Source organism: Streptomyces sp. CLCI03 (genome assembly GCF_053615355.1).
Window position 1 is genome coordinate 3,046,802 of record NZ_CM132132.1, and the last position, 15,176, is coordinate 3,061,977.

Annotated in this window: 11 protein-coding genes; 2 read left to right on the top strand and 9 right to left on the bottom strand. The window is 68.1% G+C overall.

Features of this window, described 5'->3' with window-relative positions; translation table 11 throughout:
- Positions 1 to 30 precede the first annotated feature (30 nt).
- The 9 genes from ACWG52_RS13770 to ACWG52_RS13810 form a co-directional block, all read right to left on the bottom strand.
- Positions 31 to 1,659 (bottom strand): peptide ABC transporter substrate-binding protein, encoded by a 1,629-nt coding sequence (locus ACWG52_RS13770; protein ID WP_389806056.1) that lies wholly within the window; start codon positions 1,657 to 1,659, stop codon positions 31 to 33.
- Between the two features lie 107 nt (positions 1,660 to 1,766).
- Entirely contained in the window at positions 1,767 to 2,693 is a 927-nt protein-coding gene (locus ACWG52_RS13775; RefSeq protein ID WP_390166196.1) for a GNAT family N-acetyltransferase, read from the bottom strand.
- 84 nt (positions 2,694 to 2,777) lie between these two features.
- The gene (locus ACWG52_RS13780; RefSeq protein WP_389806060.1) at positions 2,778 to 3,830 is read right to left on the bottom strand and encodes an ABC transporter ATP-binding protein; all 1,053 of its coding nucleotides are present in this window, start codon (positions 3,828 to 3,830) and stop codon (positions 2,778 to 2,780) included.
- Positions 3,823 to 4,914 (bottom strand): ABC transporter ATP-binding protein, encoded by a 1,092-nt coding sequence (locus tag ACWG52_RS13785; RefSeq protein ID WP_078851001.1) that lies wholly within the window; start codon positions 4,912 to 4,914, stop codon positions 3,823 to 3,825. The genes ACWG52_RS13780 and ACWG52_RS13785 overlap by 8 nt, the downstream gene beginning before the upstream one ends.
- A gap of 9 nt (positions 4,915 to 4,923) precedes the next feature.
- Positions 4,924 to 5,847, bottom strand: a complete 924-nt coding sequence (locus ACWG52_RS13790; RefSeq protein ID WP_389806062.1) for an ABC transporter permease — start codon at positions 5,845 to 5,847, stop codon at positions 4,924 to 4,926.
- 23 nt (positions 5,848 to 5,870) lie between these two features.
- On the bottom strand, positions 5,871 to 6,764 hold the full coding sequence (locus ACWG52_RS13795; RefSeq protein ID WP_389806064.1) for an ABC transporter permease: 894 nt from the start codon (positions 6,762 to 6,764) through the stop codon (positions 5,871 to 5,873).
- Positions 6,765 to 6,995: 231 nt separating this feature from the next.
- Positions 6,996 to 8,648: a peptide ABC transporter substrate-binding protein gene (locus ACWG52_RS13800; protein WP_453128818.1), complete on the bottom strand. Its 1,653-nt coding sequence runs from the start codon at positions 8,646 to 8,648 to the stop codon at positions 6,996 to 6,998.
- A gap of 472 nt (positions 8,649 to 9,120) precedes the next feature.
- Positions 9,121 to 11,025 carry a translational GTPase TypA gene (typA, locus tag ACWG52_RS13805; protein WP_389806067.1) on the bottom strand — a complete coding sequence of 635 codons (1,905 nt, stop codon included), beginning with the start codon at positions 11,023 to 11,025 and terminating at the stop codon, positions 9,121 to 9,123.
- 335 nt (positions 11,026 to 11,360) lie between these two features.
- Positions 11,361 to 13,679 (bottom strand): ABC transporter family substrate-binding protein, encoded by a 2,319-nt coding sequence (locus tag ACWG52_RS13810; protein ID WP_453128819.1) that lies wholly within the window; start codon positions 13,677 to 13,679, stop codon positions 11,361 to 11,363.
- Positions 13,680 to 14,024: 345 nt separating this feature from the next.
- Between ACWG52_RS13810 and ACWG52_RS13815 the strand changes: the two genes are divergently transcribed.
- A complete protein-coding gene (locus ACWG52_RS13815; protein ID WP_030385851.1) occupies positions 14,025 to 14,249 on the top strand; it encodes a hypothetical protein in 225 nt (74 codons plus the stop codon).
- A 102-nt stretch (positions 14,250 to 14,351) separates the two neighbouring features.
- Complete coding sequence (locus ACWG52_RS13820) at positions 14,352 to 15,176, top strand: hypothetical protein (protein WP_390137834.1); 825 nt, start codon at positions 14,352 to 14,354, stop codon at positions 15,174 to 15,176.

Here is a 15,176-nt window from a genome sequence, read left to right on the forward strand (position 1 = left end):
GACTGCTCCAGGATCGATCCGAAAGGCGGGTCAGCCGACCTTGATCTGGTCGTACACCGGGACGCTGAACTGGTTGAGCGCCACGTCCGAGAGCCGCTCGGCGTAGCCGGCGCTGCCGTTCTGGTACCAGAGCGGGATGGCCGGCATCTGCGCGGCGAGGATCTTCTCGGATTCCTGGAACTTCGCGACGGCCTTGGCCTGGTCGCTCTCCTGGTTGGCCTCGTCGACGAGCTTGTCGAAGTCCGCGTTGCTGAACTTCCCGTAGTTGGAGGAGGCCCCGGTGTAGTAGAGGGGCTGGAGGAAGTTCTGGATCAGGGGGTAGTCGGCCTGCCAGCCGGAGCGGAAGGGACCGGTCAGCTTGAAACCGCTCTGCTGGTTGCGGAAGTCCGCGAAGGTGCCGATCGGGTTGACCGTGCAGACCGGGCCCTCGCCCAGCGCGTTGTTGATGCTGTTGCAGACGGCGTCCATCCAGTCGCGGTGCGAGCCGGTGTCCACGTTGGAGGTCAGCGTGACCTTGCCGCCGGGGAGCCCGCCGGCGTCCGTGATGAGCTTCTTGGCCGCGGCCGGGTCGTAGACGCAGGCGTCGCCGCAGACCGTGGAGGAGAAGCCGCCCTTCTCGCCGAGGGCCGGGGAGGTCCAGTCCTTGGCCGGGGTGCGGGTCTCGCGGAAGATCTGCTTGGTGATCTCGTCGCGGTTGATGGCTCGGGAGATGCCGATCCGGACGTTCTCCATGCCCTCCTTGCTCCACTGCGGGTCGTACAGCGGGAAGGTGAGGGTCTGGATGATGAGGGCGGGCTGGTTGATGTACCGGTCGCCGAGGTCGTTCTTGACGTTCTTCAGCTGCTGCGCCGGGATGTCGTCGACGAGGTCGAGGTTGCCGGAGATCAGGTCGGTGTAGGCGGTGTTGTTGTCGGTGTAGACCTTCAGGTCCACGCCGCCGTTCTGCGCCTTGTCCGGGCCGGGGTAGGTGTCCCACTTGCGCAGCTTCATGCCGGTGCCCTTGGTGTACGAGTCCACCGTGTACGGGCCGTTGCCGATCGGCTTGTCCAGCCAGCCGGCGTGGTCGGTGAAGAAGGCCTTGGGCAGGGGGGAGAAGGCCTGGTAGCCGAGGGTCTCGGGCCAGGTGGAGAACTTGTTCTTCAGGGCGACGGTGAAGGTCTTGTCGTTCTTGACGACCAGTCCGGACATCGTCTTGGCCTTGGGCTCGCCGGAGGTCGGGTGGACGTCCGCGTACCCGACGATGTCGGAGAAGAACGGCGAGTTGTTCTGCTTGTTGCGCACGTCGGCGCCGTAGTTCCAGGCGTCGACGAAGGACTGCGCGGTGACCGGCTCGTCGTTGCTGAACTTCCAGCCGTCCTTCAGCGTGATGGTGAAGTTCTGACTGTCCGTCGTCTCGATCTTCTCGGCGACCATGTCGAGGGCCTCGCCCGTCTTCGGGTCGTAGCGCTTGAGACCCCGGAAGAGCATGTCGAGGACCTTGCCGCCCTGCACCTCGTTGGTGTTGGCCGGCTCCAGCGGATTCTGCGGGTCACCCCATGAGGAGCTGATGATGCCCGCCTCGCCGCCTCCGCCGCTGTCGCTACCGCCGCCGCAGGCCGTCGCCGCGAGGGCGACGGCCACCGCACATGCGGCCCACTTGGCGTGGGTGGCTCCGCGCATGGAGTGCCTCCTAGGGATCCCAAGACTCGCTTAGGGGCCAATGTCACCCTATGTGGGGTCCTGCACACTCCTGGTTGGACCGATTGCACCCGCGCGTCTCGCCCCTGTCACCCCTGGGGGTGCAAGGAAAGCTCCCACGAGTCGACCGCGTAGTGCAGGCCCATGCCGTGCGCCTCGTACAGCGCGAGCGCGCCGGTCTCGTTGTGGGTGTCCACTCCGAGGCCCACGGAGTCCCGGCCGCGCTCCGCATGAACGGCGAAGCAGTGGCGCAGCAGGAAACCGCCGATGCCTCGGCCGCGTACCTCCTCGATCACGCCGATGTGGCTGACCCAGGCCATGCTCGTGCGGTCGTCCCGGGTGAGCAGGACGGCCGCGTCGCCGTGGCCGGGCAGGCTCGCGATCCACACCAGGGACCAGTCGATCTTGCGGCCGTCCATGTGGTCGAGCCACGTCTCGTACGGGCGGTCCACATGGCCGAAGTGCGCGGCGAAGGTGCGCTCGATCAGCGCATGGGCGCGGCGGCGGTCGGCCTCGTCGTCGGCGCAGTGCCGCAGGGTGAGTCCGGCCGGCGGGGTGGGCGCCGGGTCGGCGGCCGGGGACAGGGAGCGGGTCATCACCTGGTAGCGGCGGATGGTGCGGTAGCCGCGCCCGGAGAGGAGGGAGAGGTCGAGGGTGGGCTTCACGTTGAGCTGGAGCCGCAGCACGCCCTGACCTCCGGTCAGCTCCCGGGCCCGGGCCTCCATGCGCTCCAGCAGCAGGAGGGCGGCATCGCGACGGCCGGGCAGCACGTAGTGGTCCGCGTCGACGCGGCCCGGGCCGGAGTCCGCCCACACGAGGGCGTAGGCGACGAGGCTCCCGTCCTCGAAGGCGAGCCAGGAGTCGGTGGCCAGGTCCACGTCGGGGGCGTTGAGGTCCGACTCGACGGTGCCCAGGTCGGTCTCCGGGCGGCCGATCTCGATCACGTCGACGGCATTGAGCAGGGCGCAGATGTCGGAGGCGTCCCCGGGCCCGGCGGGCCGTACGGTGAGGGTCATTCCGTCACTGTCCGGGGCGGGCTCCCGGGGACGCAACCCGTTTCGCCGGGCCCGCGCCCCGGCCGTTTCGGACGAACGCGTCGATCAGACGGCCAGGATGGCCTTCTCCTCGGCGAAGTGGCACGCGGACTCGTGCGCGGCCAGGGTGTTCACGCCCTTGAAGCGCTCCGGGATCGCCAGCAGCGGCTCCTCGGTGGAGCACTTGTCCTGGGCCTTCCAGCAGCGGGTGCGGAAGCGGCAGCCCGACGGCGGGTTGGCCGGGGACGGGACGTCACCGGTGAGGATGATCCGCTCGCGGCCCTCGCGCGCGTCCGGGTCCGGGACCGGGACGGCGGACAGCAGCGCCTGGGTGTACGGGTGGGTCGGGTGCTCGTAGATCTGGGCGTCGGTGCCGATCTCGGCCATCTTGCCCAGGTACATGACGCCCACGCGGTCCGAGATGTGCCGGACGATCGAGAGGTCGTGCGCGATGAAGAGGTAGGAGAGGTTGAACTCGTCCTGCAGCTTCTCCATCAGGTTGATGACCTGGGCCTGCACCGACACGTCGAGCGCGGAGACCGGCTCGTCGCAGATGATGATCTCCGGCTGCAGGGCGAGGCCGCGGGCGATGCCGATGCGCTGGCGCTGGCCGCCGGAGAACTGGTGCGGGTACCGGTTGATGTACTCCGGGTTCAGGCCCACGACGTCCAGGAGCTCCTGGACCTTGCGGCGCCGGTCGCCCTTCGGGGCCACCTCGGGGTGGATCTCGAAGGTCTCCCCGATGATGTCGCCGACCGTCATGCGCGGGTTCAACGACGTGTACGGGTCCTGGAAGACCATCTGGATGTTGCGGCGCACGGCCTTCAGGGCGCGGCCGGACAGCTTGGTGATGTCCTGGCCCTTGTAGAAGACCTCGCCCGCGGTGGCCCGCTCCAGGTTCATCAGGAGCTTGGCGACCGTGGACTTGCCACAGCCGGACTCGCCGACGATGCCGAGGGTCTCGCCGTGGTAGAGGTCGAAGGAGACCCCGTCGACGGCCTTGACCGCGCCGACCTGCTTCTTGAACAGGATGCCCTGGGTCAGCGGGAAGTGCTTGACCAGGTTACGGACCTGGAGGATCGGCTCGCGCTCGGTGGCGTTCTTGGTGAGCTCAGCCATGGATCTGGTCCTTCCAGAAGTGGCACGCGCTGCCGCGGCCGGGCAGTTCGGTGCCGTCCTGCTCGGTGACCGGGTGCAGCACCGGGATCTCGGTGCGGCAGATGTCCTGCGCCTTGGGGCAACGGGGGCTGAAGGCGCAACCCGTCGGAATGCGCAGCAGGTTGGGCGGCAGACCCTTGATCGCGTAGAGCTCCTGGCCCTTCTGGTCCAGGCGCGGGATCGAGTCGAGCAGGCCACGGGTGTACGGGTGGGACGGGCGCTTGTAGATCTCGTGGACCGGAGCGGTCTCGACGATCCGGCCCGCGTACATGACCGCGATCTTGTCCGCGACGTCGGCGACGACACCGAGGTCGTGGGTGATCAGGATCAGGCCCATGTTCATCTCGCGCTGGAGCTCCGCGAGCAGGTCCATGACCTGCGCCTGGACCGTCACGTCGAGGGCCGTGGTCGGCTCGTCGGCGATGATCAGGTCCGGCTCCAGGGCCAGCGCCATCGCGATCATGATGCGCTGGCGCATACCGCCGGAGAACTGGTGCGGGTAGTCACCCACGCGCGCCTTCGCGGCGGGGATCTTCACGCGGTCCATGAGCTCGATGGCCTTGAGCTTCGCGTCCTTCTTGGACGCGCCCCGGTGGACCCGGAACATCTCGCCGAGCTGGTCGCCCACCGAGTAGACCGGGTTCAGGGAGGACAGCGCGTCCTGGAAGATCATCGCCATCTTGTCGCCGCGGAGCTTGCGGCGCTCCTCGTCGGACATCTTGAGGATGTCCTTGCCGTGGAAGCGCACCTCGCCGCCGGACACGCGTCCGGGCGGGCTGTCGAGGATGCCCATGATCGCCTGAGCGGTGACGGACTTGCCGGAGCCGGACTCGCCGAGCACGGCGAGGGTCTCGCCGGCGCTGACGCTGTAGCTCACGCCGTTGACGGCCTTGGCGACCCCGTCACGGGTCTTGAACTCGACCTGGAGGTTGTCCACCTCCAGCAGCGGCACGGCGGATCCGCCGCCCGTCTCCGCAACGCTGAGAATCTCCGACGTGGTCACGCCGCCACCTTCGTCCTGCTTGCTGATGTTGTCTCGGGGCATCGGGCGGCCCTACCGGAGCTTCGGGTCGAGCGCGTCACGCAGGCCGTCGCCGACGAAGGCGAAGCCGAGCACGGTGACGACGACGAAGAGGCTGGGGAAGTACCACAGGTAGTCGCTGACGCCGATGAAGCCCTGGCCGGCCGCGAGCATGTTGCCCCACTCGGGGACGTCGACGGGGACGCCGGCGCCGAGGAAGGAGAGCGCCGCGACGCCGACGATCGTGGTGCCGACGTTGAAGGTCGCGTAGACCAGCACGGCGGTCAGCGAGTTGGGCAGGATGTGCGTGCGGACGATGCGCCAGCCGCTCGCGCCCAGTGCCTTGGCCGCGTGGACGTAGTCCATCTCACGCACGGACAGGATCGAGCTGCGCAGGAGCCTGGCCACGGTGGCCCACGAGAAGATCGCGAGCGAGATGATCACCGGGGTGATGCCACGGCCGGTGACCAGGATGATGACGATGGCACCGATCATCAGCGGGAACGCGAGGAAGACGTCCGCGACGCGCATGACGAGGGTGTCGGCGAAGCCGGGGAAGTAACCGGCGATGGCGCCGAGGATGACACCGATCAGCACCGCGAAGAAGATCGAGGCGAGACCGACGAACATGGCCACACGGGTACCGGCTATGAGACGCGAGAACATGTCGCGGCCCAGGGCGTCGGTACCCATCCAGTGGGTGCCGTTGGGCGCGGCCAGGGTGTTCTCCAGGTCCTGCGCACCGGGGTCGAACGGGGCGAGCATGTTCCCGAAGATGGCGGTCAGGAACAGCAGGGTGATGATCACGAGGCCGACGACGGCCAGCTTGTTCTGAACGAAGCGGTGGCGGATCTCGCCCCACTGGGTCAGTTGCTTGGGTGCGGGTTCGGCCTTGGCCGAAGCGGACGACACGGGGTTCTCGTCCCCGATCGCCGGGCTCGTTGCGAGCTCAGACATGAGGAAATCCTCCTTGGGGGCGGTCAGCTGAGGCGGATACGCGGGTCGAGGGCCGCGTACAGCAGGTCCACGATGAGGCTGAGGACGACGAAGATGGCGACGCTGTACGTCACGACGCCGACCACGATCGGGTTGTTCTGCTGCTGAATCGCCTGAACCAGTGCCAGACCGACACCGTCCCAGTTGAAGATCGCCTCAGTGATGAGCGCACCACCGAGGAGTCCGCCGAACGAGATGCCCAGGTAGGTGACCACGGGAATGGACGAGTTGCGGAGCACGTGCTTGAACAGCACGCGCCGGCGCGGAAGTCCCTTGGCCACGGCCGTCTTCACATAGTCCGCGCGCAGCACCTCGAGCATCGTGCCGCGGGTGAGGCGGGCCACGAAGGCGATGTCGGTGATGGCGAGGGTGACCGCGGGAAGGATCATGCCTTCGAGCTGATCACCGCTCATCGGTGGGAACCAGCCGAGTTCGACGGCAAAGTACTTCTTGAGCAGCATGCCGATGACGAAGGTTGGGAAACCGACCGCCATGGTCGTGAAAAACGTCGTGGTCATGTCCAGCATGCTGTATCTGTAGAGCGCGGAGATGATGCCCACGCCCATGCCGAACGCCGTGACGAGAACGATGGCCAGCAGGGCCAGCTTCGCGGTGTTCTGCAGCTTCGGGCCGAGGATCTCGGAAACCTCGCGCCGCTGGATGAAGTCCTCACCGAGGTCTCCGGTCGCGACCTTCGCGACGTAGTTCACGTACTGCTCGGGCAGCGACTTGTCGAGCCCGTAACGCTCCTTGAGTTCCGCGACCACTGCAGGGTCACGTGCCTTGTCGCTGCCCGCGATCGAACCCACGGGGTCACCGGGGAGAACGAACAGACACGCGAACAGAACCATGGTCGCGCCGATGAGGACTATGACCATCTGCCCGAGGCGACGGGCGACGTACCTTCCCATGTTTGTGCCTCTCTACCTGGCCGCTTCTGGGAGCAGCGGCCTCCGGCCCAAGGAACGGGCCGGCTCTCGGCCTGCGGGGATTGCCCGCGGATGTGAGGGGTGCCGAAGTGAAAACGGCCTGCCGAGCGAGGCCGCGGCCCACCGGTCACCCGGGGGCCGCGGCACGTTCGCTCCTGACGGATATACCGTCCGAACCGATTACTTCTTGAGCGAGATCTTCTCGAGGATCGGGTCCTCGTTGAAGTTGATGTCGTCCAGACCGTTGAACTTGTCCGTCGCCATCAGGCGGAACTGGGAACGGTTGAAGGTCGGGATGAGGGCCATGTCTTCCATGGCCATCTTCTCGGCCTGCTTGTACATCGCGGTGCGAGCGGCCTCGTCCTTGGTGGCGCGGGCCGTGTCGATCAGCTTGTCGAACTCGGGGTTGTTGTAACGGACGCGGTTGTCACCGACCACGTTGCCCTCGGCGTCCTTGTTCATCGACGTCGAGTGCAGCAGCGGGAACAGGAAGTTCTCCGGGGTCGGGTAGTCCGCGCCCCACGCGAAGCGGTAGATACCGGTGGCAGCGGTGCTCTGCTGCTCCTTGAGCATGCCCGGGAAGTCCTTGCCGTCCAGCTTGACCTTGACGCCGAGAACGTCCTCGAGCTGCTTCGCGATGGCCTGGACCCACTCTTCGTGGCCCGCACCGGTGTTGAAGCTGAACTTGATCTCGGTACCCGGCTTCAGGCCGCCCTTCTCGGCGTGCTCCTTGGCCTTGGCGACGTCCTGCTTGATGCAGGAGGTGCACAGGTCCTTCTGGTACGCCTTCGGGAACGACGGCGGCACGATGGTCGTCGACGGGGTCTGGAAGCCCTGGAAGACACCCTTGGCGATGGCCTGACGGTCGATCGCGTAGGAGATCGCCAGACGGGCGTCCTTGTTGTTCGTCGGACCGTTGTCACCGATCGGCAGAACGAAGTTCATGCCGCTGGTGTCCTTGGCGAACCACTTGTTCTGCGGCTTGTACTTCGCCTCGGCCGTCTTCAGCATCGGCGTCGGGATGTGCGCGTAGTCGAAGGTGCCGGCCTGGAAGCCGTCGTACTCGAGCTGCTGCGCGGTCTTGTCGTTGAGGAGGGTGACCTGGACCTTGCCCAGGGACGCCTTCTGCAGACCGTAGCTGTCGTTACGGACGAGGTTGATCGCCTTGTTGTGCTCCCACGTGCCGTCCATCTTGAACGGACCGTTACCGACGGGGGCCTCGCCGAACGCCTTGTCCTCTTCGCCGACCTTGGCGACCTTCGGGACCGGGCTGTAGGCGTTGTGCGCCGTCTTCAGGACGAACTCGCAGTCCGCCTTGGCCAGGTCGACCTTGATGGTGGTCGGGTCCGGCGTGGTGACACCGGAGAAGGTCTTGGCGGAGCCGTCCTGCAGCTGCTCGTAACCCTTGATGCCGGCGAAGTGGTACGCCACGTCGGACGCGGCGGCCTTGTGCGCGGCACGGGCCCAACCACGGGCGAACGACTCGGCGTCGACGACCTCGCCGTTGGAGAACTTGGTGTCGGGCTTGACCTTGAACGTCCAGGACGTGCAAGCCTCGTCCGAGGTCGCCGACTCGGCGAGCATGGGCTCGGCCATGCCGTCCGGCGTGTTCCCGTACAGGCCGGTGAACAGGGCGTTGGCAAGCAGGACACCGGTGGACTCGTGGGCACGCCCCGGGTCGATGGTGTCGGGCTCGGTGCTACCGAGCCGGAACACGCCACCGTCGGCGCTGCCCTTGTCCTTGCTGTCACCGTCACCGCCGCCACAGGCGGTAGCGGCCAGGGCGACGACAACCGCGCCCACGACCCACTTGGCGCTCTTGGCACCGCGCATGGGTTTCCTCCTCATGAGTCCACTGATCGACTTGAGGGGCAAAAAAACCTCGCCGACACCCCTGACGGCGAGCAATTTTCCTGCCCATAGTGTGCTCGTGAGTCGGCGCGATCCCCACATCGCGTGACCCATTGACCCGAGCTCAATGGAGCCATCCTCAGGGACTGCCAGGCCGTAAACCACACTTAAGTGGTCTCGTTTTCACAACATCGATCCGCGTCAGAAACCCGAAATCCGGACAAACGGATAGGAGACAGACACGTGCGAAACGGACGGTTAGCTCATCTTCCGGAGTGTCACGGTCGGTATGCGGACACCTGAACGCAAAAATCCGCTTGACAGAAGCGAACAGCCCCTCTCCTCACGGACTCCGTGAGGAGAGGGGCTGCTGCACTACCAGGGCCCTGCGGCCGGCTTCACCGGCCGTTGCCACCGCCCGAGCAAATCCGGGCGAACAGCCTTACGACTGTTGTTACTTGGCGGACTTGGCGCGCGACGCGGTGCGCGAGCGGTCCTTCTGGTCCAGGACGACCTTGCGGATGCGGACGGCCTCCGGGGTCACCTCGACGCACTCGTCGTCGCGGCAGAACTCCAGGGACTGCTCCAGGGAGAGCTTGCGGGGCGGCACCACGTTCTCGGTGTTGTCCGCGGAAGCCGCACGCATGTTGGTGAGCTTCTTCTCCTTGGTGATGTTCACGTCCATGTCGTCGGAGCGCGAGTTCTCGCCGACGATCATGCCCTCGTACACCTCGGTGCCGGGCTCGGTGAACAGGACACCGCGCTCCTGCAGGTTGATCATCGCGAACGGCGTCACGGAACCGGCGCGGTCGGCGACCAGGGAGCCGTTGTTACGGGTCACCAGCTGGCCGAACCACGGCTCGTGGCCCTCGTGGATCGAGTGGGCGATACCGGTACCGCGGGTGTTCGTCAGGAACTCCGTACGGAAGCCGATGAGGCCGCGCGACGGGACGACGAACTCCATGCGGACCCAACCGGAGCCGTGGTTCGACATGTTGTCCATGCGGCCCTTGCGGACGCCCATGAGCTGCGTGACCGCGCCCATGTGCTCCTCGGGGACGTCGACCGTCATGCGCTCGACCGGCTCGTGCACCTTGCCGTCGATCTCCTGCGTGACGACCTGGGGCTTGCCGATGGTCAGCTCGAAGCCCTCGCGGCGCATCTGCTCGACCAGGATGGCGAGCGCGAGCTCACCACGACCCTGGACCTCCCAGGCGTCGGGACGCTCGGTGTCGAGGACGCGGAGCGAGACGTTACCGATCAGCTCGCGGTCCAGACGGTCCTTCACCTGGCGCGCGGTGACCTTGCGGTCCTTGACCGCGGACTTGGCGTCCGCGCCCTTGCCGCTGCCGCCACGGCCGACCATCGGGGAGGTGTTCGTACCGATGGTCATGGAGATCGCCGGCTCGTCGACCGAGATCAGCGGCAGGGCGATCGGGTTCTCCGTGTCGGCCAGGGTCTCGCCGATCATGATGTCGGGGATACCGGCGACCGCGCAGATGTCGCCCGGGCCCGCCACCTCGGCCGGCTTGCGGGTGAGCGCCTCGGTCATCATCAGCTCGGTGATGCGGACGTTCGACTGGCTGCCGTCACGCTTGATCCACGTGACCGTCTGGCCCTTGCGCAGCTCGCCCTGCTCGACGCGCAGGAGCGCGATGCGACCGAGGAAGTTGTCGGCGTCCAGGTTGGTGACGTGGGCCTGGAGGGGGGCCTCCTCGTCGTACGTCGGGGCCGGGACGTGCTCCAGGATCGTGGAGAAGAACGGCTCCAGGCTGTCGCTGTCCGCGGGGACGGTGCCGTCCTCGGGCTTGGTCAGCGAGGCGATGCCGTCACGGCCGCACGCGTAGACGATCGGGAACTCGATCTGCTCCTCGGTGGCGTCCAGGTCCAGGAACAGGTCGTAGGTGTCGTTGACGACCTCGTCGATCCGGGAGTCCGGGCGGTCCGTCTTGTTGATGCAGAGGATGACCGGCATGTTCGCCTGCAGGGCCTTGCGCAGGACGAAGCGGGTCTGGGGCAGCGGACCCTCGGAGGCGTCCACCAGCAGAACGACGGCGTCCACCATCGACAGACCGCGCTCGACCTCACCACCGAAGTCGGCGTGGCCGGGGGTGTCGATGATGTTGATCGTGATCGGGGCCCCGCCGTCCTTGGGGTGATACTTCACCGCCGTGTTCTTGGCGAGGATCGTGATGCCCTTCTCACGCTCCAGGTCGTTCGAGTCCATCATGCGGTCGTCGAGCTGCTGGTGGGCGGCGAAGGCACCGGCCTGCTTGAGCATGGCATCGACGATGGTCGTCTTGCCATGGTCGACGTGGGCGACGATGGCGACGTTACGGATGTCGTGGCGCGTGGGCACTTCGGCGCTTCTCCCGGGATCGTGGATGGCGTCGCGTACGGTCCGGCACGCGCGCCTCGGCCGGGCGAAAACCTGCCACGGCCTTACCCCATGGTACGTCGAATGGCGGGAACCGCCTGCCGGGGGGTCTGTCAAGGGGCCGGATGCATGAGTGCGGCCGAGGGGTACGTGGGGTGCCCCGACCACCGTTCCGGCCGGTATTCACGCGGGTCAACGGGTATGCACGACCTTGCCCGCCGGGGGATCCGGCGGGCAAGGGACTTGAGTCACATCTGAGCTTGTGACCCTGCGGTCAACCGGACAGGCACCCCTTTGTCATCACTTCTTCTCCCCCGCTACTTCTTCTTGTCCTTGGCGGTGGGTGCCTTCTTCCAGCCGATGTCCTGGTAGCGGGGGGCACCGAGGCCGAAGGCGCCCGCGTTGGCCAGGCCCGGCTTGACCGCCACCAGCTCGGGGCGCTGGAAGAGGGGGATGGAGCCGGCCGCGGCCCAGATCCGGGCGTCGGCCTTGCGCATCAGCTCACGGGACTGCTCCTCGTCCAGCTCGGCGACCGCCTGGTCGAAGAGCTGGTCGATGTGGTCGGTGCCGACCCGCGTGTAGTTCTGTTCGACGAGGAGCGATCCGTCCGCGGCCGGCTCCGGCTTGGCGAAGATGGGTCGGGCGTCGGTGGCCGGGTAGGCCGTCGCGGGCCAGGAGTACAGGGCCAGGTCGTACTGCCCGGAGGCGATGTGGTCCTTGAAGAAGCTGTCGTCGGCCACCTTGATCGTCTCGGTGTTCACGCCGACCTTGCGGAGCATCCCGGCGATCCGCTCGCCGACCGTGCGCAGGGACTCCGAGCCGGGGCCCGCCGGGAGGACGAAGCGCAGCGAGAGCGCCTTGCCGTCCTTGGCGAGCATGGAGCCCGAGGTGCGGACGGGCTGCTTGGCCGGTGCCGGGGCCGGGGAGGCCTCGGCCGGGTCGGCCTCGTCGCGGGCCGGGACGCCCTTCGCGTCGTCGGTGGTCTCCGCCCGGGCGGCCCGGGCGACCCGGGCCGCCTGCGCGAGCAGGGACGCCTCCTGCTGGGCGCCGAAGGGGGCGGGGGCGAGCACCGGGGACGGCCCGTCCTGGGCGCCTTCCGGGGCGGTGTCGCTCTCGGCCCGGTCCTCGGTCGCCGAGCGGGGGTCGCCGTTGGCACCGTCGTCCTGGCCCACGATGTAGAGCCCGTCGTTGCCGGTGCCCGGGCCCGAGGGGGTCTTCGAGTCGTCCTGCTGCTCGCTCTCCGGGCCGGCGGCCTTCGCGCCCGCCGGTTCGGTGATCTTGCCGCCCTTGCGCCAGCCCGCGTCCGCGAACAGGGCCTGGGCGGCCTGGGTGTCCTGGCCGCCGAGCGCGTCGCTGTTGTCGGCGTACGCCCGCTGCCCGGACAGGGCCAGGTGGCTGCCGACCGGCTTCGCGGGCAGGCCGAGCGGCTTCAGTACGACCTCGGCCAGCGCTTGGCGGTCCAGGGCCCGGGCCACCGCCCGGCGCACCCGCTCGTCCCCGAGCGGGCCGGAGGCCCCGTTCATGGCGAGCTGGGTGTAGGCCGGCTCCAGGGACTTGCGCACGGTGAAGGCCTTCAGGGCCGTCTGCTCCTCGGCGTACCGCTTGACCGAGTCGAGGTGCTTCTGGCGGCTCTCCGTCTCCGCCGCGGCCTTCTCCTCGTCCGCCCCGAAGGCGGTCGCCCACGACAGGGTGGCGTCCGCCGGGGTCAGCGCGGCGCCGGGGCCGTGGGCCGGCGCGCCGCCCGCGCCCGGGCCGTTCTTGCCGGCCGCGTCGCGGCGGGCCAGTGCGATCCGGTCGGCCCCGGCCCGGTCGATCTCCGCCAGATCGAGCTTGCCGGCGGCCAGGGCCGCCGGGCGCTCGGCCCGCGGCACCGCCGTCAGGACCAGCGTGTCCAGCTTGGCCGGGCGGCCCCACCAGCGCGCGTTGCGGGTCAGGGCGGCGGTACCGGTCTTCTTGTCGATCGCACCCAGCCCGAAGGGCCCGGCGGTGATCTTCAGCGCGCCGCGTGCGCCCTCGTTGAAGGCGTCCGGGGTGCCGGTGACCTGCTTGGGGTAGAGCGGGGTGAAGAGCGAGCGCCAGTCGGCGTACGGCTTGTTGAAGGTGACCCTGACCTCCAGGTCGGTCTTGCCCTTCTCGATCTTCTCGATGCGGTCGTAGCCGGCGTTGCGCGCCGTCCAGTACGCGGAGTCCTTGCCGTTCAGGGCCCGCCACTGCGCCACGAAGTCGGCGGCGCCGATCTCGCGCCCGTCGCTCCACACCGCCTTCTGGTTCAGCTTGTACTGGACGACCTGCTTCGGCTCCCGCTCGATGACCTCGGCCTTCTCCAGGTAGTCCGGGTTGACCACCGGCCGGCCCTTGGCGTCCAGCACGAAGAGCTGGGGCAGCACGGCGCCGGCGATCCTGTTGGTGGTGGCGTCCGCGTCGGCCTGGAAGGTGTTGAGGGTGTCCGGCAGGGCGTCCACCGCCCAGCGCAGCACACCCCCGTCCGCGACCCTGTCGCGGGTGGTCGTCGCGATGTCCTGTCCTGCGGCGGCCTGACCGCCCTCGTCGTCACCCGCGCCGCAGCCCGTGAGCAGCGGCAGTGCGAGGACTCCCGAGGTCAGGAGCGCCAAGGACCTGCGCCTTCTCTGGGACATGGGTGGTACCTCCGGGGCGGGGCGTGGGGGAAGCATGATCACGTTCGGCGGTATATGGAGCTGATCACACCGGTTGCCGGAACCCACTGAAATAGACGCTCCGCCGCACCCCTCGCAGCCGCCTCTCGCCACGCCGCGAACCCCACCCGTGCGGACCAATCCCGCTTGCGCGGCGAGAGGCGTTCCCCCGGGAGAGGGATGAGAATGGGGGTCAGGGAGGGGCGCACGGTTCACGCCTGCGCGCCCGCAATCGCTGCACGTCCCTTCACACGGGGGACGGGAAGCGCGACACTCGCAGGCGCACATGAGCGTTGCCACCGCACCTGGCGGAAGTGAGGGCAAATCATGTCCCTGCAAGACGATCTGAGTGCCGTACGGCGCAACCTGGACGAGCTGACGCGCAAGGTCGAGCGGCTGGAACAGCAGGCCGCACGGCAGAAGCCGTCGACGACGGCCGCCGGTCCGGACCCGTCCCGGATGGTGACGGTCCCGGACACCCCGTACGACAGCTCCCTGTGGACGGACTCCGACGACGAGGGCCTGGGCGCCCGCGACCGCCGCGCCCCCTGAGGCAGCCCGTCACGGAGCCGCATCCACCCACGCCCCGTCCGGCCCGGCCGTCCACGGCCGGGCCGGACGGGGCACCCCTCATCACTCCACCCGGAGTCTTCTTTGGCCACAGGCACGGAACGACCCCAGCAGCGGCCCGGCGGCGTCCACGACGCCTCACGGGCCGCGATCGCGGCCCGGCACCTGCGGACCGACCGGTGGTGGCTGGCCCCCGCCGGCACCGCGGCCGGGCTGTTCGCCTTCATCGTCTACTCGACCTGGCGGGCCTTCGCGAACGCCGACTACTACGCGGCCCCGTACGTCTCCCCCTTCTACTCCCCGTGTCTCGCGGAGAACTGCGTCCCGATGAAGGGCGGACCCAACTGGGAGATCTTCGGCAGTTGGTGGGGCCTCTCCCCCGCCCTGCTGATCCTGATCTTCCCGCTCGGCTTCCGGCTGACCTGCTACTACTACCGCAAGGCCTACTACCGGGGGTTCTGGGCCTCACCGCCCGCCTGCGCCGTCGCCGAACCGCACGCGAGGTACACCGGCGAGACCCGATTCCCGCTGATCCTGCAGAACGCGCACCGGTACTTCTTCTACGCGGCGATCCCGGTCGCGGGCATCCTCACCTACGACACGGTGCTGACCTTCCGCGACCAGGACTACGCCTGGGGCCACATGGGCCTCGGAACCCTGCTGTTCCTGGTCAACATCACCCTGATCTGGGCCTACACCCTGTCCTGCCACTCCTGTCGGCACATCATGGGCGGCCGGCTCAAGCACTTCTCCAAGCATCCGGTGCGCTACCGGCTCTGGGGCTGGGTCAGCCGGCTCAACGCCCGCCACATGCAGCTGGCGTGGGCCTCCCTGATCAGCGTGGCCCTGTGCGACTTCTACGTGTACCTGCTGGCGAGCGGCGCCTTCACCGATCCGAGGTTCTTCTGA

Coding starts and splice junctions, on each gene's coding strand:
- ACWG52_RS13770 (WP_389806056.1), bottom strand. CDS start 1,659: ATGCGCGGAGCCACCCACGCCAAGTGGGCCGCATGTGCGGTGGCCGTC.
- ACWG52_RS13775 (WP_390166196.1), bottom strand. CDS start 2,693: ATGACCCTCACCGTACGGCCCGCCGGGCCCGGGGACGCCTCCGACATC.
- ACWG52_RS13780 (WP_389806060.1), bottom strand. CDS start 3,830: ATGGCTGAGCTCACCAAGAACGCCACCGAGCGCGAGCCGATCCTCCAG.
- ACWG52_RS13785 (WP_078851001.1), bottom strand. CDS start 4,914: ATGCCCCGAGACAACATCAGCAAGCAGGACGAAGGTGGCGGCGTGACC.
- ACWG52_RS13790 (WP_389806062.1), bottom strand. CDS start 5,847: ATGTCTGAGCTCGCAACGAGCCCGGCGATCGGGGACGAGAACCCCGTG.
- ACWG52_RS13795 (WP_389806064.1), bottom strand. CDS start 6,764: ATGGTCATAGTCCTCATCGGCGCGACCATGGTTCTGTTCGCGTGTCTG.
- ACWG52_RS13800 (WP_453128818.1), bottom strand. CDS start 8,648: ATGCGCGGTGCCAAGAGCGCCAAGTGGGTCGTGGGCGCGGTTGTCGTC.
- ACWG52_RS13810 (WP_453128819.1), bottom strand. CDS start 13,679: ATGTCCCAGAGAAGGCGCAGGTCCTTGGCGCTCCTGACCTCGGGAGTC.
- ACWG52_RS13815 (WP_030385851.1), top strand. CDS start 14,025: ATGTCCCTGCAAGACGATCTGAGTGCCGTACGGCGCAACCTGGACGAG.